The organism is Shewanella sp. SM68, from assembly GCF_025653925.1.
Lineage (GTDB): Bacteria > Pseudomonadota > Gammaproteobacteria > Enterobacterales > Shewanellaceae > Shewanella > Shewanella oncorhynchi.
Genome location: NZ_JAKKRU010000004.1, coordinates 347,872 through 367,160, shown reverse-complemented (window position 1 = coordinate 367,160; position 19,289 = coordinate 347,872). Strand labels below are relative to the sequence as shown.

Here is a 19,289-nt window from a genome sequence, read left to right as displayed (position 1 = left end):
TAAGCCGAGACAATGAACCCATGTTCACTGTCTCGGTTTTTTTATGGCCTTTGTCACCCACAACAACTTTCGTAGCGGCGTTAACAGTATGCCGATTGCGAATACGCAGCCCAAACGCATACAAAGCCGAGTCTATCGCCAGTGCGCTAAGGACGGTTTTAATGCCCGCATCCGTGCAGAGTTAGCGGCTGACCTCACTGGCAATGGGCCTGCTACCCTGCCTTTGTACAGTCACAGCCTCACCCGCCAAAGCTACTTTGATCAAGGCTGGCAAGCCGTCACCCATCTGGACATTTTAAAAGCGCGTAAACGAGCTAAAGCGCAAGCTATGGCGGTGCCTAATGAACAGTAAACTCAGGGCAATTTTAGTTGCCGTAGGCTTAAGTTCGGCGGCCATCACTGGCGCACAGCTTACCGATAAATGGGAAGGCAATAGCCTGAGCGTCTATGTCGATGCGGTGGGTGTACTGACCGCCTGTCGTGGCCATACGAGCAAAGACTTAAAGCTTGATCAAATCTTCACCGAGCAGCAATGCATGGAGATCTTTGCCAAGGATATCGCCAAGGAAGATAAGCAGCTGCTCAGCCTCACCGCGCCCGTAACGCTCACCCACAGCGAGCACGCCGCCTATTTATCGTTTTTGCACTGGGCGGGATACGGCAACTTTGCCAGCTCAACCTTGCGTAAAAAGCTGCTAGCGGGCGACAGAGTGGGCGCGTGCAAAGAGCTAACCCAAGCCTGTTCAACCAATAAGCAAACGGGTGAGCGTGTCTGTAATGGCTGGACGTATGGCACCGACCTATTCGGTAACAAGGTGCGCCTAAATGGCCTCATCAAGCGCCGTGCCGAAGAGCAAACCATTTGCCTAAGCGAACTGGGCCTCTTGCAATCAAAGGGGGGCGCGCAATGAATCCCTCTCAAATCATTAGCACTGTGCAGTGGCTATTTTTGTCACTGGCATTAGTCACCATCGGGCTGATGTATCACCAACAGCAGAGCACTAAGAGCCAGCTCACCCAAGCGTTAGCTGACAATGCCACCCTGAAACAGAGTGCCGACACGCTAGCGGTATGGCTACAAGACGCCAACGTTGAACGCATTGCCCTAAAAGACGAAGGCGAAACCCTCGCCCTACAGGTGCAAACCGTTGAGCAGCAAAAGGCCGCGTTAGCCAACCGCAATCAAGATCTTAACCATCAACTCACCCAGTTACTTGAGGACGCCCAAGATGAACAAACACAAGCATGGCGTGTGGCTAGTGTGCCTAACGATGTTGTGCGCGTGTTCGACAACGCCGCCCGCTGTGCGTTACGTGCCTATTTACAAGACCCAATATGTGTTGCCGCCCGAAGTACTGATGCGCGAGTGCAACGTCACTCAGGTTCCACTACAGGTATTGCAGTGCCTGCAAACCCAGAAGGAACAGTGCCTATCCAACCTAAAGTCAGCGGGGCTAATGCTCTCGCTACTCACTGATCTTGGGCAATGCAACCTCGACTGGCAAGCCCTGCACGATTGGCGGCAACGCCATCAAACTGACCAAACAAAATAAGCCAAAAATAAGGGATAGGCATGGACGAAAACGATTGGGCTAGCAATATGGAAACCCGCGAGCGAGCTGCCTGTGTTGATGCAGTTCGGGATGCCGCCAGGCACAAACAACACCGCCAAGGCAATGGCATCTGTATTGATTGCTTAGAGCCAAATGAGCCACAGCGGCTTAACGAGTTGCGCTGTATTAGTTGCCAACAGGATGAAGATAAGCGCCAGAAGATGCGCTATGGGAAGCGTTTATGATCGAATCGCTATTTGAATATTTCGGTAAGTATTGGGGCTTCATTGGCAGCGTCATTAGCGTTTTATGTGCACTGCTGATGGCGTGGTTTAGCACGCGATTTACCCCACGGATTGAGCATGAAAAGGTGATCCAAAAGGTGGCTGAAATCGACAAGCGCCTTAGCGAAACTGAAATGCAATTGGAGTACATGCCGACCCGTGACGAACTGCATGCGCTCGATAAAACCCTCACAGGTTTAGGTGAGCGCTTTGGCGCAATGGAACAAGGCATTAGGCGCTTAGAAACCAAGACCGACATGCTTCTCGAAAACGAACTGAAAGGAGGCCATTAATGGCGATGCAGCAAATTATCAATGAGCACCAACGCCTTGTGGTGCTTCGATTACTGACCGAGGCGGGAGCCTTCGCACTCAATGAGTCCATCTTACAAGATGGCTTAAATGCTTACGGCCTCGACATTAGCCGCGATGCCTTGCTGGTGCAGCTCGCTTGGCTTAACGAGCAAGGGCTGATTAAAACCGAGTTAGTGGGCAAAGTGACCACGGCTACGCTAACAGGTCGCGGCCAAGATGTGGCGACAGGTCGCGCGGTAGTGCCAGGGGTTAAACGTCCACGGGCGGGAGAGTAGCCATGGCAAGAGCAATCCTAAATAGTGGTGAGCTTGCAGGCATCCGCTTAGTGGCGGATTTGTTTGTTATCCGTGAACTCGAAAAGAACGTGCTTGCTAAAAACGAGCACGTTAAGCCGCACATCAAAGCGCTAGACCTGCGCCTTAAAAAGGCGGTTCCCAAGGTGTTTGCGGCAGAAGCCGAACTACAGAAGCAAGTCCACTTAGTTCGTACGAAATGGCTGCGAGAATGGGAGGGGTTAGACGATGGCGAGTGAAACCCGAGGCCGACGCTCTAAAGTCGATTTGCTGCCCGATCCTATCCGCAAAAAGCTCGATGCGGGGCTGCGTAATGGTTCGATTCAGCAGATTGATTTGCTCGATGAAATCAATGCGCTGATTAAAGCCGCAGGGCTACCAGAAGAACAGCAGCTTTCCCGCGCAGGCATTAACCGCTATGCCACCAAGATGGAGGCCGTGGGTAAATCCCTGCGCGAAATGCGTGAGATCACCCAAGTGTGGACGGCAGAGCTGGGTGACAAGCCCACGGGTGAAGTGACTAAACTCATTCTCGAAATGGCGCGTTCGCAGCTGTTTAAAGCCCTATTAAACCAAGATGAAACGGGCGAAGGTGCCGACGTGGGCATGATTAAAGATGCCATGTTAGCGGTGCAGCGTTTGGAGTCTGCTGCCATGGCCAGCCATAAGCGCGAGAAAGAGATCCGCACTGCGTTCGCGGCCGAAGCGGCTAATGCAGCAGAGAAGGTCGCGAAAACCGCAGGCTTAACCAGTGATGCCGTGGCCTTGCTTAAGCGCGAAATACTGGGGATTGCCTGATGACCATTAAGAAAAAGGTGTTAGCGGCCGCGACTGCGGTAGCGCTAGCCATCACGCCAACGGCAAGCAGCTTTGATCCCACGTATGAGGCAAGTTGCCTAAGTCGCTTTGATCCTAAAGAAGTGCTACTCGGTTATCAGAAACGCTGGATAGCCGACGAGTCACCGCTGAAAATTGCCGAAAAGTCGCGCCGAACTGGACTCACTTGGGCTGAGGCTGCCGATGCTTCTCTTACCGCAGGCGCTGCCCGTGGCCAAGGGGGGACTAACCATTTTTATGTGGGCAGTAACAAGGAGATGGCGCGGGAATTTATCGACGCTGCGGCCATGTGGGCCAAAGTATTTGATAAGGCCGCAGGTGAAATCCAAGAAGAAGTGTTTGTTGATGAAGGCCAAGACGGTAAAGAGATCCTGACCTTTGCCATTTACTTTGCCTCAGGTTTTAAGGTGCAGGCGCTATCGAGTAATCCCTCGAACCTGCGCGGTATGCAAGGCAATGTGACTATAGATGAGGCCGCGTTTCACGAACGCTTGGCCGAAGTGCTAAAAGCGGCATTGGCGCTGACCATGTGGGGCGCGAAGGTACGCTTGATCTCCACCCATAATGGCATTGATAACCAGTTCAATGAGCTGATTAATGATTCCCGTGCGGGTAAAAAAGATTACTCCATTCACCGCGTCACCTTGGATGATGCCTGTAATGAGGGGCTGTATAAGCGTATTTGCCAAGTGCGCGGCATCGAATGGAGCCAAGCGGCCGAGGATGACTGGAAAGCGAAATTACTCAAAGCCACAGCTACCGAAGAGGACGCACTAGAAGAATACTTCTGCGTGCCTAAATCGGGCGGTGGTGCCTATCTTAACCGCGCGTTAATCGAAGCGCGTATGGCCAGCGTGACAGATAGCGGCCCCGTTGTTCGCCTTAAAAAAGACGATGCTTTTGGACAATGGCCAGAGGGTTTACGGGCAGCGGAGATCCTTAAGTGGTGTGAGGATGAACTAAAGCCGGTTCTCGATAGCTTAGACCCTGCACGCCCCCATTGCTTTGGCGAAGACTTTGCCCGTAGTGGTGACTTAACCGTGATTGACGTGGGGGAAATCGCCCAAGATCTCCACATCAAAACCAAGTTACAGGTCGAGCTTAAAAACATTCCCTTTCGCCAACAAGAGCAGATCCTGTTTTACATTGTGGACCGCTTACCACGGCTGAGGGGCGGCGCGATGGATGCACGCGGTAATGGCCAAGCCTTAGCCGAATACGCCCAGGATAAATACGGCAGTGAAGTGATCGCCTGTGTGATGCTATCTGAGTCCTTTTACCGCGAACAAATGCCACGCTTTAAAAGCCACTTTGAAGACGGGCTTATCACTATCCCAAGGGATGACGACACCAGCACTGACCTGCGGGCCTTAAGCATTAACCGTCGAGGTACGCCATGCCTTGGCGATGTGCGGACAGGCCAAGAAAAAGAACGCCATGGTGATGCCGCGATCAGCCTGTTCTTGATGGTATACGCCTCCACCTTAGACGGTGCCCCCATAGAGTTCACCCCCATTCCTAGAAGTGATCACTGCAATCCGAATGCCCATGCAAGTGCCCATGAGGATGATGATCATCAAACGCAGCGAGGTTGCTGGTAATGCAAGAAAAAACAACTGAATCACGTATTTTGGACGCCAGTGGTCGGCCGTTTAAACAGCGTGAAGCCAAAGCACTGCAGACCGACGATGTGCGTTTAATTGGCTTGCAACGTACCTTTAGCCAGCACCCGAGTAGTGGCTTAACGCCCGCCAGTGCAGCCAATATTTTGCAGGCCGCCGAGCAAGGCGATCTCATTGCCCAATGTGAACTCGCCGAAGATATCGAAGAGAAAGACGGCCACCTTTATGCCGAGTTAGACAAGCGCAAACGGGCGTTGATCGGCGTGGACTATTACTTAGTGCCACCCCGTAATCCGACGCCACAGGAAAAGGCCGACACTGAATATCTGCAAGAAATGCTCGAAGAAGGTAACTGGATAAAGACGCTGATTAAGTCAATGAGTGATGCCATTCTCAAGGGCTTTAGCATGCACGAGTTAGCCTGGACGCGAGAGCTAGGTGAATGGTTTATTGAAGTGCCAGAGTATCGCGATCCGTCTTGGTTTATGACTCACCCTGAGCGACGCAACGAACTGCGCCTGCGTGATGCCACGGTCAATGGCGCTGACCTGTGGCCCTTTGGTTGGATCAAACATATTCATCCCGCCAAGTCGGGCTATGTTAGCCGCAGTGGTTTAGTGCGTCAGTTAATCTGGCCCTTTATTTTTAAAAACTACAGTGTGCGCGACTTAGCCGAGTTCCTTGAGATCTACGGTTTGCCGCTGCGTATTGGTCAGTATCCAGCGGGTGCCAGCGATGAGGAAAAGCGCGCCCTGTTAAATGCAGTGATGAGCATTGGCCATAACGCGGGTGGCATTATGCCCAAGGGCATGGTGATGGATTTCGAGAGTGCCGCCACAGGTCAAGCTGATCCCTTTGATTTGATGATTAGCTGGGCTGAAAAGACCATGAGCAAGGTGATTTTAGGCGGCACCTTGACCAGCCAAGCTGATGGTAAAAGCTCAACCAATGCGCTCGGTAACGTGCATAACGAAGTACGCCAAGAGCTGCGCGATGCAGACCTTAGCCTGATTGCCGAAACCTTAACCCGCGACTTAGTGGCCCCTTTATATGCGCTTAACTGCAAGAGTTATCAAAGCCACCGTCGTCATCCTCGTTTAGTCTTTGATACCACAGAGGCCGAAGATTTACGCGCCTTAGCTTATCCGCTGCGGGCGTTCGTCAGCATGGGTATGCAGATCCCACAAAACTGGCTGCATGAAAAGACCCGTATCCCTAAGCCCGCTAATGGCGAAGCCGTGCTGGTTATCCAGCAAGAAGATCCCAATGCCAGCGCTGCAGGCGGTAATGACAATCAGCAGACGGCATTGGCCGCACTCTCTGCGACAGAGGGGGCCGCTAAGCAGTCAGATGCCCCGTTGAGAGAACCGAGCCAAACCGCCTTAGATAAAGCCTTGGATGCACTCACTCAAGGTCAAATGAGCGAAGCCTATATGGCGATGGTAGAGCCATTACTGGTACAACTGCAGAGCGAGCCGGAGCAGCTGCGGGCGCAACTGGAAAAGGACTATCCCGCCATGGATACCGAGCAGCTTACCGAAATGCTCGCGCGGTTAATGTTTGTGGCCGAACTGTGGGGCATGGCCAATGCCTAAACCAAGAGTGCCTAAAACCGTTGATTTAAGCATTGCCATTAACCAAGACCCCGCCGATGCGGTGGCTTATTTTCGTGCCAAAGGCTTTGCCATCAGTGACGATTGGCAAGACGTGTGGACCCGCGCCCACGCCCGTGCCTTTACGGTGGCCAAGGCGGCACAGATGGATGTGCTCACGGCGATCCGTAATGAAGTGGATGCAGCCCTAAGCCAAGGGTTAACCGCTAAGCAGTTTCAGGCAAACCTTAAACCGCAGCTTGAAAAGCTCGGGTGGTGGGGCAAAAAGGAAGTCGATGGCCGCGAGGTACAGCTGGGGAGTCCCTACCGCTTAAACACTATCTATCGTCAAAACCTGCAAACCGCTTACATGGCTGGGCGCTATCGGCGCATGTTATCGCGCACTAAAACCCACCCCTATTGGCAGTATGTGGCGATAGATGACGGCCAAACACGGCCAGCCCATGCGCGGCTTAGGGGTAAAGTGTTCCGCTTTGACGATCCAATATGGGACATCATTTATCCTCCCAATGGCTGGGGCTGTCGTTGCCGCGTTCGGGCGCTCACCGAGGCGCAAGTGAAGGCGATGGGGATCACTGTGGAAAATGGCGAAGGTTATATCCAGCGCTTTGACACTGAGACAGTCGCGCGCGGAACGGGTGAAGTGTTAACCGTGCCCCATGCGCGTATCGATCTGCCCGATGGCAGCAGCATGAGCCCCGATTTAGGCTGGGCCTATAGTCCAGGCGAAGCCGCCTTTGGTACCGACGTGGCCGTCGCTAAAAAGCTTGGCACTATTCAATCGTTAGACACCCGCGCGCAGTTTATTCAGGCTCTCAATAATAGCTCGCTGCGCCACGCCCAGTTTGCCCAATGGACCGATGAAGTCCTTGCCGCCAATCCAGGGCAGAAACGACGACCAGGCTTAGGCGTACAGGCGTTAGGTTTTATGACGCCCTCGATCCAAGCTGCAGTCAAGGCGCGTTTAGGACGAGAGCCGACGGCCTTACTTGCGATAAGGGCGCATGAGCTGACAGCAAAAAACGGGCTTCAACCTAGTGTGGTAAAGCGATTACCTTTGATGTTGACAACACCTGAGGCAGTAATATGGGACAGCGAAAATCAACACTTGCTGTATGTGTATCCTGCTGCGGGTGAGAGCGATGGCAAAGTGATCATCAATATCGAATGGCAGCTAACGCGCCAGCCTAATGAGGGTGAAGTGCAGTTGCTTAAGTTATCGTTGGCACAATTGCAGCAAGCCCAATACCAAGTGCTTGAAGGTCAGTTAAAAGGGTAGGGATGCACTATGAATAAAGTGGATATTCAGTTTACCAACAGCACTGTATTGCAGGTGCTTGATAGTTTGCTGGATAAGCTCGATGACTTAAGCGAGCCGATGAACGATATTGCTGCCGTGCTAGAGTCAGCCACAGAATCAGCGTTTGAAGCTGAGGCCGATCCCACCACAGGTCAAACCTGGGCATCCTTAAGTGATGCCTACCTTAAGGCAAACCCTAAACGCCAGGGCGGTAAGATATTACAGGCCAGTGCTGGCGGGCTAGCTGCCAGTGTAACTGCCGACAGCGGCGACTTTTGGGCGACCATTGGTAGCAATAAAATTTATGCCGCTATTCACCAGTTCGGTGGTACCGACGATATGCCCGCTGGCCCAGCGGGAATTCCAGCACGGACATACCTAGGTGTAAGCCGTGAGGATGAACAGTCTATGCTAGGGATTTTAGGTGAATATTTTGAAGGTTAATCAATCATTATTTATAGCTAATTTGATGAATAAATTTAATTTATCTATCGAAGACTGCAAGATTTTAGAACTAACAACACCTTGAAATGGTTTTAGCAATCTTTCTGCTTCAAGCAAATAAACTAAGGTTAACTTTTTACTATGGGATTCTTGATGATAATACATAGCAACTGTAGAGAATTGCAGTAAAAGTTTTTCAAATTCTACCAGTGGACTAGGCTCATTGTTTTGAATTGCAGAGTCAAATTGTTCTTTAAATGCAGCTCTTATGTTTTCATTGTTTTCGAATAAACTTTTTCGCTCGCCATAAATTAACGCATTCATTGTGGTAGCGGTCATGCTGCGTACGTCATCAGCTGTTGTACCATAGGTCGACAATGCACTGACGATTTCATGAGCCACATCTCGTGAAAGAACGGATTTATAGTTAGAAATAATTGAAATATGTGTCCTTAAATCCGCAATAATTCTTAACGCTTCATTTAATTTTGCCTCTTTTTCTAAGTGAGTGACCTGTGCTTCCATAGCTCGGCGACTCAATGCTGTTTCTTTTTTAGTCTCTTCTAGTTCTTTGCGAGTAAGGACTAGTTCTTCCCTTTGCATCCTCAATGACCAGATCAGTAACCCGACAGTTGCAAAGCCTAGGACAGGGTTTAACACCCCACCTAAATAATCCCCAAACTGACCAAATTTTTCTTGATTGGGTACACCTTCATTAAAATTTGCGAAGTAAAATATAAGCAAACAACACGCGATAAAGAACAATGCGCTCAATAAAATAATTGGCCACATTAAAAATTTCTCAGAAAATTGAGTTTGTGTACGCTCCGCTTGTGGGAGTTTAGAGGGATTGGTGATCATACGCCGTCCTTGGAGGTAAAAATGAGGCCATCATTCTAAGTGGAAGGCGCTTTTAGCGCAAAGCTCTTAAACGCGATTTAAGCGTCTTAGTTCTCAACTTGGTACAACGGCTTATCTAAAAACCATTTAAACGCTTTAACAAGGATTTAAACAGGTTTTAAACTGGGTTAGACTCTTGTCGTGATAATAACAAAATTATAAATTTGTCCAGGGACGCGAACATGACAACACACCCACCAATAACAATTTCCTCTGAAGATGATGCCTTCAATTTACTTGAAGCGGTGAGAAATGGAGCGATTGATCTTGAAGGTTTGGAATATAAATTTGAGGGATGGCCCAAGTTCTCTATAAGGTTACAGGGGGAGGCTTACAATTCAAGTATAACACCTCCTATAATGAAAGCGTTTTTGGAATTACAGGCCAATATTTATCGTTCTTATGCGCTTACAAGATATAACTCTCCTAATGTTCGAAATTTGACGGCTGCAGAAAGAAGTGAACTAGAAATTATTGTTACCGTCGAACAGGGTAGTTCGCTACTTGGTGTCGATCTTCAAGCCATACTTGAAAAAGTTTCTGGCGATTTGGTGGGAAAAATGGAACCAAAACATCTAATAGTAACCATTTTAGGTATTGCTGTAGTTTGGGGAGGCGTATCCTCATACAAAAGCTACTTGGATAACCGTGTTCAAATTCGCCAAACAGAGAGCAAGACGGAAGAACAGAAGGCGTTGATCGAGAACTTAAAATTCTCAACTGAGCAAGAAACTGAACGCTTAAAAATTATTAAGGAAATCATTGCAGAAAATCCAAAAGTCGCAAACGTAGCAGATCTAGCAGACGATACTAGAGCTGAAATGTTAAAACGCGCGAAAGATGCCACTACTGTTGAAGTTCAAGGCGTTAAATTAACGGGTGATGAAGCTGATGAATTGTCAAAAAATGCACGTCGTAAATCAGAAGAAATTCGGCTAGACGGGCAATATAGAATTCTCAATGTTGACTCAAGCAATCCAGATGAATTCAAAGTGAAACTCAGATGCCTTAGCTCTGGAGCAGAGTTTGTAGCTAAAGTTCAAGACCGTACATTAGAAGGACGGCACATTGAAGTACTCAAAAACGCTGAATGGCAAAGGGTACCGGTGAAGTTGCAAATAAACGCAAAAGATTTAGATGGCCAAATAAAAGATGCAGTTGTCATCAATGCCCAAGCACAACCAGTTGACGATGCATAATCCCGAAACCTTTCCAATCCGCTAGCGAGCCGAGCGAGATCATCATAGGCACTCCAATGTTATTGAGAGTGCCTTTTTTATGCCTGCAACCACCACAGCTTTGGGCTTTGCCGCCTTAAGCAGCCAGTTAAACGTCAATTCAGAAGCCAGCGATGTGGTGGGTGAAGATGGCTACATTCAGGCGCTGCCTGATGGCCACTTCGCCGCCGTCGATGGTCGCCCTGATGATGTAGCTGGTGGCAAGTGGTTGATGGATAGCATTGCGTTCGCGGCCCTGCAAGCAAATACCCCCCATAAAGCCGGTGATCTGGTCATTGACTACGAACACCAAACCTTAAACAAAGAAGTCAACGGCCAACCTGCACCCGCTGCAGGTTGGTTCAACATCACTGACGTGCAATATCGTGAGGGCCACGGTTTGTTCATTAAGCCGCGCTTTACCGATAACGCCACCGCCTTTTTAAGCGCCAAGGAATACAAGTATTTCTCGTTGGTGTTTGGCTATGACAAAGCCACAGGCCGCCCCCAATTTATCCATTCAGCAGCGTTAACTAACCGCCCTGGTGTCGATGGCATGTTGCCATTAGCGCAGCTGTCAGCATTGGCACTCACTCAATTATCTGCAAATGAATCTAATCCAACCCAACCGGAGGGACTCCATGTGAATCCACTATTGAAAAAGCTATTAGCCGCGCTCGGTATCGAGATGGCGGAAGGTGCACAACTGACCGAGGAGCAACAAGCCGAGGCCATGAAGCGCTTAGATGATTTAGTCAAAGCTGCTGGCAGTGTCGATGGGCTTAAGAAAGACATGGCTGCGCTATCGGCTAAGGTCACAACACAAACTAACGCACCCGCTGGCCAAGTTGATCTGACTCAATATGTGCCCGTTGCCACAGTGAACGCCATGCGTGAGCAGTTGGTGGCGCTCAGTGCGCAAAACGGTCAGCTAACCATTGAGCAAGCGGTTAAGCAAGCGCTGGATGAAGGCAGCGTGCTGGCTTGTGAGAAGGACTACTTGGAGCAATTGGGTAAACAGCAAGGCTTTGCGGCGCTGTCTGCGCACTTGGCGGGCCGTAAGCCTATTAGCGCGTTAACGACCACCCAAACCACCACGGTTGATAAGCCCGCTGATAAATCTAAGGTCGCGGCACTGACTGCCGACGAAATCAAAATGGCCGATTCTTGGGGCATGTCGCACGCTGACTTTGCTAAAGCTATCGCCGCTGATCAGGAGCACAAATAATGGCTGCTATTAACGCCCCAGTATTACAAGCCTTGCGCACTATGGTGCGTAGCGAGTTTCAAAATGCTTTAGCTAAGACTGATCCACTGTATTTAAAAATTGCCTCAGTCGTACCAAGCAATACTAAGTCCAATACCTACGGCTGGTTAGGCTCAATGCCGACTATGCGCGAATGGATTGGTGCGCGGGTGATCAACTCCATCAAAGAGCATGGTTACTCAATCACCAACAAGACGTTTGAAACCACGATTGGCATTAGTCGTGATGATGTTGAGGACGACACCATTGGCACTTACAAACCTATGGTGCAGGCATTGGCGCAGGAAGGTGAAGAGTTCCCCGATGATCTGGTGTTTGCTCTGTTAGCTGATGGTTTTACCACTGCCTGTTATGACAGCCAAAACTTCTTCGACACCGACCACCCTGTGAATGCCAAGCACGATGGCACGGGTGCTGATGTTTCTGTGGCCAACATGGTGGCAGATGGTGCCTATACGGGTGAGCCATGGTTCTTGCTCGATACCACGCGCCCATTAAAGCCACTCATCTTCCAAGAGCGTCGCAAGCTGGATTTAAACACCCTGTTTAATCCAACCGATCCAGCGGTATGGACCAATAACGAGTTCCAGTTCGGTACCGATATGCGCTGTGAAGCGGGCTTTGGTTTCTGGCAGATGGCCTTTGCTAACAAGCGTGCCCTTAACGCAACCAACCTGTGGGACAGCTACGAGAAGATGACGGCCTTCACCCGTGATGGCGGTAAGAAGCTCAAAATTCGCCCGAACTTGTTGGTGGTGCCCGCATCACTCGAACAAGCTGCCCGCAAGCTACTTGAGCGTGAGCTGATTGATGAAGGCGGAACCACCGTGAACAACGAGCTTAAGGGCAAGTTTGAAATCTTAGTGGTGCCACAGCTTTAGGTGTTCACCCCTTAAGTTTGAGCAGCGAATCGCAGGCACAAGGATGCGCCTGCACCCCAACATCGAGTGAGGTAACAATGAAATGGCGAATCCTTCTAAGAACATTCAAGTCCTGTTGGTTGTCTGTCTTGCGCACACTGGCTATCGCCGTGCGGGCATGGCGCTTACCAAAGGCGAAAACCTTATACCGCTGGCCGAGTTGTCGGATGAGCAAGTCGCAGCGTTTGAAGCTGACCAGCGCCTTAAGGTATCCGTGCGTGATATGGCACCAGCGTCGGGGAGTGTGGACATTCCAGACGGTGATCAGACATTAGGCACCGATATCACAGGCACGCTCACTGGTGTGAAAGAGCCCAATGGTGAAGAGAAAGCCTTGGGTGAACTGACAGCAAAAGAGCTGAAAGAACTGGCAAAAGACTTGGCGATAACGGGTGTTAACTCGATGAATAAAACTGACTTAGTTAGTGCGATTCAGGCAGTAAAAGTCACTGTGCCAGGTGAAAACGAAACGGCTAATCCAAGCGCTGAAACGGAAAGCACTGAACCATCTGGCACCACCAACGAAGCAGGTGAATAGCCATGGCCCAATTGATGTACGCCACCCCTGACAACATGCTGAGTCGCTTTGGTGCACAGGACTTAATGCTGCTTACCGAGCGTGAAGACAGTGTGCCAGGGGAAATCAATTTCGCCTTGCTTGAGCAAGCATTGCGCGATGCGTCTGCCGAGATTGATGGCTATATCGTGGGCCGTTACACCTTGCCGTTAACCACTGTTCCCGCCGTATTGGAGCGTAACTGCTGCGATATCGCCCGTTACTTCTTGTATGGCGATAAAGCCCCTGAACAAGTCGAGAAACGCTATACCGCTGTGGTGAAGTTTTTAACCGCAGTGAGCAAAGGCGATATCAGTTTGGGGCTAGCTGATACGGGTGAAGTCGCTAGCCAAAGTGAGTTAGTGGTCAGTATCGACAGTGCAGGCAGCGTGTTTGGCCGTGCATCGTCTAAGGGGTTTATCTGATGTTTGAAATTAAAGATAACTACCTTGCTGCAGATGATGCGCTGACTCAACTGCTTGAGCCATTAGTGACGAGCCAGAAGCTGAAAAAGGTCTATCAAGCCAATGAGCTAAGCGAAGTGGATGAGCGCAGCCAAATCACCCCCGCCGCCCATGTGTTGTATCTGGGCGATACGCTGGCGGATACCGCACAAGGCGGCAACACCAGCCAAATTAAGCAGACTTGGCTTGTGGTATTGGCTTGCCGTTTATCTATTCACGAAGGCCAAGCAGGTGAGCGATTAGTCAGCCTGTTAAACGCGATTGTGGGTAAGTCCATTGCGGTGGATGGTCAGATGCTTGGCCCCTTTGTGCGAGTGAACAGCCCGATTAAACCCCGTTTCACTAAAAGCCACGGTTATTACCCCGTGGCCGTGAGTGTGCAACTGAGATTCAAACCCAGCTAACCCAACAACTTAAGATGAGGAAAATCCTATGAATGGATTATTAGTCGCAGGCAACTTTTTTGTTGACCGCTTAAATGCCCAAGGGCAATCAACGGGGATCATTGGTCCCATTAACACCACTAAGCTCGCCATTAAAACCGACGCCGACGAAAAGGTACGTGGCAGTAAAAAGAAAGACAGCTATGGCCAAGCTTTAAGCGTGGTGAAAATTGCAAAACCTGTTGAGGTGGAATGGTCGTTTGACGATCAACCCGCCGAACTGATTGCTATGGCACTGCTGGGTGATACCCAAGTGCTGAACACGGGCAGCGGCACCTTAACTGATGAGGCCGTGACCTTGCCTGATAATCAGCGTTGGATACAGCTACCTAAAAGTAACTTTGCTGCCCTCGGTTTTGTGGTGAAGAAAGACGCTGCCACCTTAGTGCTGGGCACTGACTATGAGGTGAACTATGCCCTAGGGCTAGTGCGCGCCGTAAAAGGCGGCGACATAGAAGCGGGCGGCGCGGTGACAGTGACAGGCCAACATAACGCCATTAGCGGCACCCTCATTCGCGGTGGCATTAACGCCCAAACCCGTGCGCGGATCTTCGGTGAAGGTACCAACTTAGAAACAGGCAAGCCGATTAAGCTCGATGTTTTCGACGCCAGCTTATCGCCTACGGCTGCGATCGATTTTGCCGCCAGTGAGTTTGTGAGCGCCACCCTTGCGGGTAAAGCCCAGTTAGTCGCGGGTAAGGATCATCCGTTCGAGTACCTAGAGCTGGATGCGTAAGCGGTTTTGCTTAACCCAAGGGTATGGCCGTACTCAATTGCCATGCCCTTTAATCCCCATTTAACCGCCGTTTAAACACCGTTTATTTAGATACTAACGAGAGCATTAACGAGATAGCCATGGCTGATAAAACCTTAGAACTCGCCCTGCGGATCGTGGCAGAAGCCACGGGCAAGCAACACATTGCGGCTTTAGTCGATGAGCTTAAGCGCATCGGCACCGAGTCGGATGCGGCGAATCCTAAGACGCAGGCGCTCGCTGATGAACTCGATGGTGTGAGTGATGCCAGCAAAGCGGGTGCGAATCAAGTTGATGAACTCAAAAACAGCCTTGATCCGTTAAGCGACCAGCTAGATCAAGTGGCCCAAAGCGGCCGCAACACCAGCAACCAAACAGAGCAGCTCACTAATGACCTTAAGCCCCTAGCGACAGGGCTTAATGACGTAGGCGATAGCAGCCAATCGACCAGCCAAAAGGCCAATACCTTAGCCAATAAGCTCGATGAGCTGGCTAACCAGCAAGACCTGATCAACACCTTTAAGCGGTCACGTAATGAGCTTGAACAACAAGAGCTTGCTGTCACTGCCGCTGCCTTAGCACTGCAGGACTTAAAGCAACGTGCCAGCCAAACAGATGCGCCTTTTGTGCAGCTGGCACGCTCTATTGATGTGGCAGAAAAAGAGCTGGAGCAAATGCAGCGCGAGTTAGCGCAGCAATCATCCAGCCACACTAAGCTGCAAAATGCTCTGTCGAAATCGGGCATTGACTACAACAACCTGACCACAGCGCAGCGCAAGTTAAGCGCCGAATTTGACGGCACTGGCCGCAATGTCGATAAGTTTGCTAATCAGTTAGATAAGGGCAATGCCAGCGCCCGTGATCATGCCAGTTCCCTGCGTGGCGTGATCGGCCAAGTGACCGCCTTAGCGGGGGCCTATTTGGGCTTTGACCGCGTGGCCCAAGCGGTGAAAGATATTTTTGCCACGGGCGATAAGTTTGAGCGCTTAGGTGTGCAATTTAATGCCTTGATGGGATCTATCGCAGGAGGAGAGCAAGCGACGGCATGGGTGAAGGACTTTGCTAAAAATACCCCGTTGCAGCTCGATGAAGTCAGTCAGGTTTTTGTAAAACTTAAAGCGTTTGGTCTTGATCCTATGAATGGCTCTATGCAGGCCATTGTAGATCAAGCCTTTAAGTTAGGTGGTTCATTCCAAGAAGTCGAAGGCATCTCACTTGCTTTAGGGCAAGCCTGGGCAAAGCAGAAATTGCAGGGAGAGGAAATCCTGCAATTGATTGAGCGCGGTGTACCCGTCTGGGAACTGCTTGAAAAGGCTACAGGTAAAAACACAGCTGAACTACAAAAGCTTAGCGAACAAGGCAAGCTTGGCCGCGATGTCATTAAAGCATTAATGGATGAAATGGCAAAGGGAGCGGCTGGTTCTGCCGCTGCCAACATGGCTTTGTTGTCCGGTTTGATATCTAACGCCAAAGATAATTTAAGCGCGTTCTATGCCGAGGTATCTAATGCTGGTGCTATGGATTGGCTAAAGGGCCAATTAACAGCGCTTAACACCGAGTTCGCCACTATGGCCGCTGATGGCCGCTTAAAGAAATGGGCGACCGAAATCAGTAATGCCATTATTAGCATCGGTGAAGGCGTTAAGAGTACGGCTCAATTCCTGTATGAATATCGCGATACCATTGCAACAGTAGCAGGCGCTTGGGCAGCCTTTAAAGTTGGTAGTTATTTTATCGACATGGCCAAAGGGACTAAGGAGGCTATCGAGTGGTTAGTTAAATTCGAAGCTACTCAGAAAGCTGCATCTGCTGCGGGAGTCGTGCTGGATGGTGGCCTTAAAAATACCGCAAAACTATTAGGTAAACTCGGCTTAGCAGGCGCTGCGGCGTGGGGTGTTACTGAAATATATGCTCTGGGCGAAGCGATTTGGGCATTGATTAAAGCGGAAGCCGCCCTTGAAGAAAGTAGAAAGTTTGCAGCTAAAACAGAAGAAGAAAAAAATAATCGTTTAAAAGAATTCAATGAAGCCACTGGAATACAATTCCGCAATATGGCTGAAGTACTGCAAGCAGAGAAAGATGGACTGATTATTTATGATCTGAAAGCCAGATCATACAAAGCTTATAGCGCTGAATTGGCGATTCAAAATGCCGAAGTACTCGCCCAAGAGGCAGCAGCTCGTGCAGCAACCGAAGCCACTAAAGATCAAACTGATGCGACTACTGCTTTAGGTTCAGCAACTAAAGCGACCGTTGAACCGATTAAGTTAACGATCGACCAAGCCATCAAGCTGACTCAGCAGTTAACTGAACAAGCGACATCACTCGATACTTATACTGGTTATATGGGCGGATTTATTCGCCAGTTAGATTCAGTCATTCTCACCTTTCAAGCCGCAGGTAAAGAATATGCGGGCCATGTTGAGGTGCTTAATCAGCTTAAGCTTAAGTATGAGGAGCAACAAAAGTACCTTAATGCCACTGCCAAAGGGACAGAGGCACTAGAGCAAGCCTATAAGGACTTAGGGCTGACCAGTACCAAGTCATTACAGGATACAGCTGATAAATCTAAAGCTGCGTTTGAGCTTATACGCGACAACAAAGAGCCTATTGATCAAGTCCGTGATGCTTTTATTAACTGGGCTAAGGCGGCGATTGTTGCGGCGGAAGCATCTGGCAAGACAGTCCCTGCGGGACTTAAGGCGCAAGCCGCTGCCCTGCAGTTAAGCGACGAATATCAAAAGTTGATCGATAAATCGAAGAACTATAGTGATGGACTGCAGAATGGTGTAACCCCTGCACATCAACGATTAGTAAAAGATATTGCCGATACCACAACCGCGTTAGGTAAAAATCGCACTGCATTAGCGGGTAGTACTGCGGCCAATACCAGTAACAGCGAAGCTTTGGTGGAACTTAAAAAGAACACCGAAAAACTTAAAGATCAGCAAGAAAAACTGAATGAAGTTAAGGCGCTTGAGGCAGCTAATTATCAAGAGCTAAAAGGCAAATATGCTGCAGTGAATGAGGAAATGCTGCGCTTAGATAAAAGTTATATTGATGGTGCATTATCAGCGGAAGAATATGCCCGCCAGAAAGAGCGCTTAGTCGAAATCCTAAACGTACTACGCGACCTTATGGGCGATGTTCCAGATGGCATGGACGACTTAACTGACAGCGAAAAAGACGCTGGCATTGAGGCGGGCAGAACGACTAAAACGTTAATGGAACAACGTGAAGAACTTGAGGCATTAGAGAAGAGCACTGGCCGCGCCACTGAGTATGTCAACCTGTTCGCGGGTGCCTATGCCCACTTAAATAAACAGTTCAACTTTAACGAAGATAGTACCGAAAAACTCAACGCCCGCGTCGATCAGCTGACTAACAGCATCATGAATAATATGCGGGTGAATACCGGTTTTTGGGGTGTGCTGGCGCAGCTCAGTAACCAAGCCTTTATCCGCGAAAAGCAGATCATCAATGAAACCTTGCTGACCCGTAAATGGACTGAAGAACTTGAAAGCTCAAGCATTAGCCTCGATCGCGTCAATCAAATTAGCCGCGAGGCAAAGTGGAATATACGCGAGCTAGGCGACGAAGATCTTAAGCCACTGCAAGCGGCCATTGATGCTACCCGCGATCGTATTCTAGGCCTGCGTGACGATATCAACGCGACCTTGGACAGTCTCAAAGATGAGATGGATCAGCTCAACAATAACCAAGCCGCTATCGAGAAGCGTCGCTATGAACAGCAACAGGATGAGCTTAAGGCGCAGCTCGATGCTGCTCGCACGGCTCAGGATAAAGAGTCCATTGTCAGTGCCCAAGAAGCACTGCAACTGAGTCAGCAAATCTACAGCACTAAGCTGAAACAAATCGAGGCCGAATCGGCAGAACGTAACGCACAGGCGATCGAGCGTGCATCAAGCAGTGCAAGCACCGCGACGAATTCCACTCGCAGTACTGCAAGCCAAACCACTTCGCCATCGGTGAGCAATCAGAACACAGGCGGCAGTGTACAAATTTATCGGCTAGAGCTGGTAATGCCGTCGGGCAATGTGGTGAAAGCCGATTTGCTTGATGAGTTTAAGCAGCTGTTTTTGCGCGAACTAGAACAGATTAAGGCCACCTCATGATCACCTTAGACACGCTTCAATTACCGCATTTTATTTGGCTTAACCGCTTTGGTTATACGCCCTTTGTGAGTAGCACTGAGTTTGCGCTCGATGGCTCGCAGCATGTTGAAGTGGCCGCCAAACAAGCGGGCCGCCCTGTGGTGTTATTTAGCGATGCAGAAGCCTTATCTGTGTTTAACGCCCTTGAGGCCCACGCCAATTCAAAGGGCGCGAACAGCTTTAACCTGGATATCAATGGCACTGCATTAACTGTGATGTGGGACTACAGAGAACAGCCCATTAGCGGCACGCCAGCGATCAATTACAGCGATACCGACCCCGACGAAATCGAGGCTATTACCTTGAAGTTAATCACCGTTTAAAGGCCGTTTA

General features: G+C 49.8%; 22 protein-coding genes. 21 read left to right on the top strand and 1 reads right to left on the bottom strand.

The window, feature by feature from the left end:
• The first annotated feature begins 43 nt into the window (after positions 1 to 43).
• The 12 genes from L5M40_RS09610 to L5M40_RS09555 all read left to right on the top strand — a co-directional run bounded on the left by L5M40_RS09610 (position 44) and on the right by L5M40_RS09555 (position 8,260).
• Complete coding sequence (locus L5M40_RS09610) at positions 44 to 352, top strand: hypothetical protein (protein ID WP_263256581.1); 309 nt, start codon at positions 44 to 46, stop codon at positions 350 to 352.
• Positions 342 to 911, top strand: a complete 570-nt coding sequence (locus L5M40_RS09605; protein WP_263256579.1) for a lysozyme — start codon at positions 342 to 344, stop codon at positions 909 to 911. Before L5M40_RS09610 ends, L5M40_RS09605 begins: the two co-directional genes overlap by 11 nt.
• The gene (locus L5M40_RS09600) at positions 908 to 1,477 is read left to right on the top strand and encodes a hypothetical protein (protein ID WP_263256578.1); all 570 of its coding nucleotides are present in this window, start codon (positions 908 to 910) and stop codon (positions 1,475 to 1,477) included. The genes L5M40_RS09605 and L5M40_RS09600 overlap by 4 nt, the downstream gene beginning before the upstream one ends.
• A gap of 96 nt (positions 1,478 to 1,573) precedes the next feature.
• Entirely contained in the window at positions 1,574 to 1,798 is a 225-nt protein-coding gene (locus L5M40_RS09595; protein ID WP_263256576.1) for a hypothetical protein, read from the top strand.
• Positions 1,795 to 2,130: a DUF2730 domain-containing protein gene (locus tag L5M40_RS09590; RefSeq protein ID WP_263174116.1), complete on the top strand. Its 336-nt coding sequence runs from the start codon at positions 1,795 to 1,797 to the stop codon at positions 2,128 to 2,130. Before L5M40_RS09595 ends, L5M40_RS09590 begins: the two co-directional genes overlap by 4 nt.
• Positions 2,130 to 2,426: a hypothetical protein gene (locus L5M40_RS09585; RefSeq protein WP_006087224.1), complete on the top strand. Its 297-nt coding sequence runs from the start codon at positions 2,130 to 2,132 to the stop codon at positions 2,424 to 2,426. Before L5M40_RS09590 ends, L5M40_RS09585 begins: the two co-directional genes overlap by 1 nt.
• Before the next feature lie 2 nt (positions 2,427 to 2,428).
• Positions 2,429 to 2,683 (top strand): hypothetical protein, encoded by a 255-nt coding sequence (locus L5M40_RS09580; protein WP_263256575.1) that lies wholly within the window; start codon positions 2,429 to 2,431, stop codon positions 2,681 to 2,683.
• Positions 2,673 to 3,242, top strand: a complete 570-nt coding sequence (locus L5M40_RS09575) for a DUF3486 family protein (protein ID WP_006087223.1) — start codon at positions 2,673 to 2,675, stop codon at positions 3,240 to 3,242. Before L5M40_RS09580 ends, L5M40_RS09575 begins: the two co-directional genes overlap by 11 nt.
• Positions 3,242 to 4,882 (top strand): hypothetical protein, encoded by a 1,641-nt coding sequence (locus L5M40_RS09570; RefSeq protein ID WP_263256574.1) that lies wholly within the window; start codon positions 3,242 to 3,244, stop codon positions 4,880 to 4,882. The genes L5M40_RS09575 and L5M40_RS09570 overlap by 1 nt, the downstream gene beginning before the upstream one ends.
• Entirely contained in the window at positions 4,882 to 6,498 is a 1,617-nt protein-coding gene (locus tag L5M40_RS09565) for a DUF935 domain-containing protein (protein WP_263256572.1), read from the top strand. Before L5M40_RS09570 ends, L5M40_RS09565 begins: the two co-directional genes overlap by 1 nt.
• Entirely contained in the window at positions 6,491 to 7,795 is a 1,305-nt protein-coding gene (locus tag L5M40_RS09560; RefSeq protein WP_263256570.1) for a phage minor head protein, read from the top strand. Before L5M40_RS09565 ends, L5M40_RS09560 begins: the two co-directional genes overlap by 8 nt.
• 9 nt (positions 7,796 to 7,804) lie before the next feature.
• Complete coding sequence (locus tag L5M40_RS09555; RefSeq protein WP_263256568.1) at positions 7,805 to 8,260, top strand: phage virion morphogenesis protein; 456 nt, start codon at positions 7,805 to 7,807, stop codon at positions 8,258 to 8,260.
• On the opposite strand, the gene L5M40_RS09550 is transcribed toward L5M40_RS09555, so the two are convergent.
• The gene (locus tag L5M40_RS09550) at positions 8,261 to 9,121 is read right to left on the bottom strand and encodes a hypothetical protein (protein WP_263256566.1); all 861 of its coding nucleotides are present in this window, start codon (positions 9,119 to 9,121) and stop codon (positions 8,261 to 8,263) included.
• A gap of 221 nt (positions 9,122 to 9,342) precedes the next feature.
• Here L5M40_RS09550 and L5M40_RS09545 point away from each other — a divergent pair, with 221 nt between their 5' ends.
• The 9 genes from L5M40_RS09545 to L5M40_RS09505 all read left to right on the top strand — a co-directional run bounded on the left by L5M40_RS09545 (position 9,343) and on the right by L5M40_RS09505 (position 19,279).
• Positions 9,343 to 10,359 carry a hypothetical protein gene (locus L5M40_RS09545; RefSeq protein ID WP_263256564.1) on the top strand — a complete coding sequence of 339 codons (1,017 nt, stop codon included), beginning with the start codon at positions 9,343 to 9,345 and terminating at the stop codon, positions 10,357 to 10,359.
• A 79-nt stretch (positions 10,360 to 10,438) separates the two neighbouring features.
• Positions 10,439 to 11,605 carry a phage protease gene (locus L5M40_RS09540; protein ID WP_263256562.1) on the top strand — a complete coding sequence of 389 codons (1,167 nt, stop codon included), beginning with the start codon at positions 10,439 to 10,441 and terminating at the stop codon, positions 11,603 to 11,605.
• Positions 11,605 to 12,525, top strand: coding sequence for a Mu-like prophage major head subunit gpT family protein (locus L5M40_RS09535; RefSeq protein ID WP_063884385.1), 921 nt, complete (start codon positions 11,605 to 11,607; stop codon positions 12,523 to 12,525). Before L5M40_RS09540 ends, L5M40_RS09535 begins: the two co-directional genes overlap by 1 nt.
• An 82-nt stretch (positions 12,526 to 12,607) precedes the next feature.
• A complete protein-coding gene (locus L5M40_RS09530; RefSeq protein WP_263256560.1) occupies positions 12,608 to 13,102 on the top strand; it encodes an HI1506-related protein in 495 nt (164 codons plus the stop codon).
• A gap of 2 nt (positions 13,103 to 13,104) precedes the next feature.
• The gene (locus tag L5M40_RS09525) at positions 13,105 to 13,545 is read left to right on the top strand and encodes a gp436 family protein (protein ID WP_263256559.1); all 441 of its coding nucleotides are present in this window, start codon (positions 13,105 to 13,107) and stop codon (positions 13,543 to 13,545) included.
• Complete coding sequence (locus tag L5M40_RS09520) at positions 13,545 to 13,988, top strand: hypothetical protein (protein WP_263256558.1); 444 nt, start codon at positions 13,545 to 13,547, stop codon at positions 13,986 to 13,988. The genes L5M40_RS09525 and L5M40_RS09520 overlap by 1 nt, the downstream gene beginning before the upstream one ends.
• Positions 13,989 to 14,016: 28 nt before the next feature.
• Positions 14,017 to 14,763, top strand: a complete 747-nt coding sequence (locus L5M40_RS09515) for a hypothetical protein (RefSeq protein WP_263256557.1) — start codon at positions 14,017 to 14,019, stop codon at positions 14,761 to 14,763.
• Between the two features lie 119 nt (positions 14,764 to 14,882).
• Complete coding sequence (locus L5M40_RS09510) at positions 14,883 to 18,917, top strand: tape measure protein (protein ID WP_263256556.1); 4,035 nt, start codon at positions 14,883 to 14,885, stop codon at positions 18,915 to 18,917.
• The gene (locus L5M40_RS09505; RefSeq protein ID WP_263256554.1) at positions 18,914 to 19,279 is read left to right on the top strand and encodes a hypothetical protein; all 366 of its coding nucleotides are present in this window, start codon (positions 18,914 to 18,916) and stop codon (positions 19,277 to 19,279) included. Before L5M40_RS09510 ends, L5M40_RS09505 begins: the two co-directional genes overlap by 4 nt.
• The last annotated feature ends 10 nt before the right edge of the window (positions 19,280 to 19,289 follow it).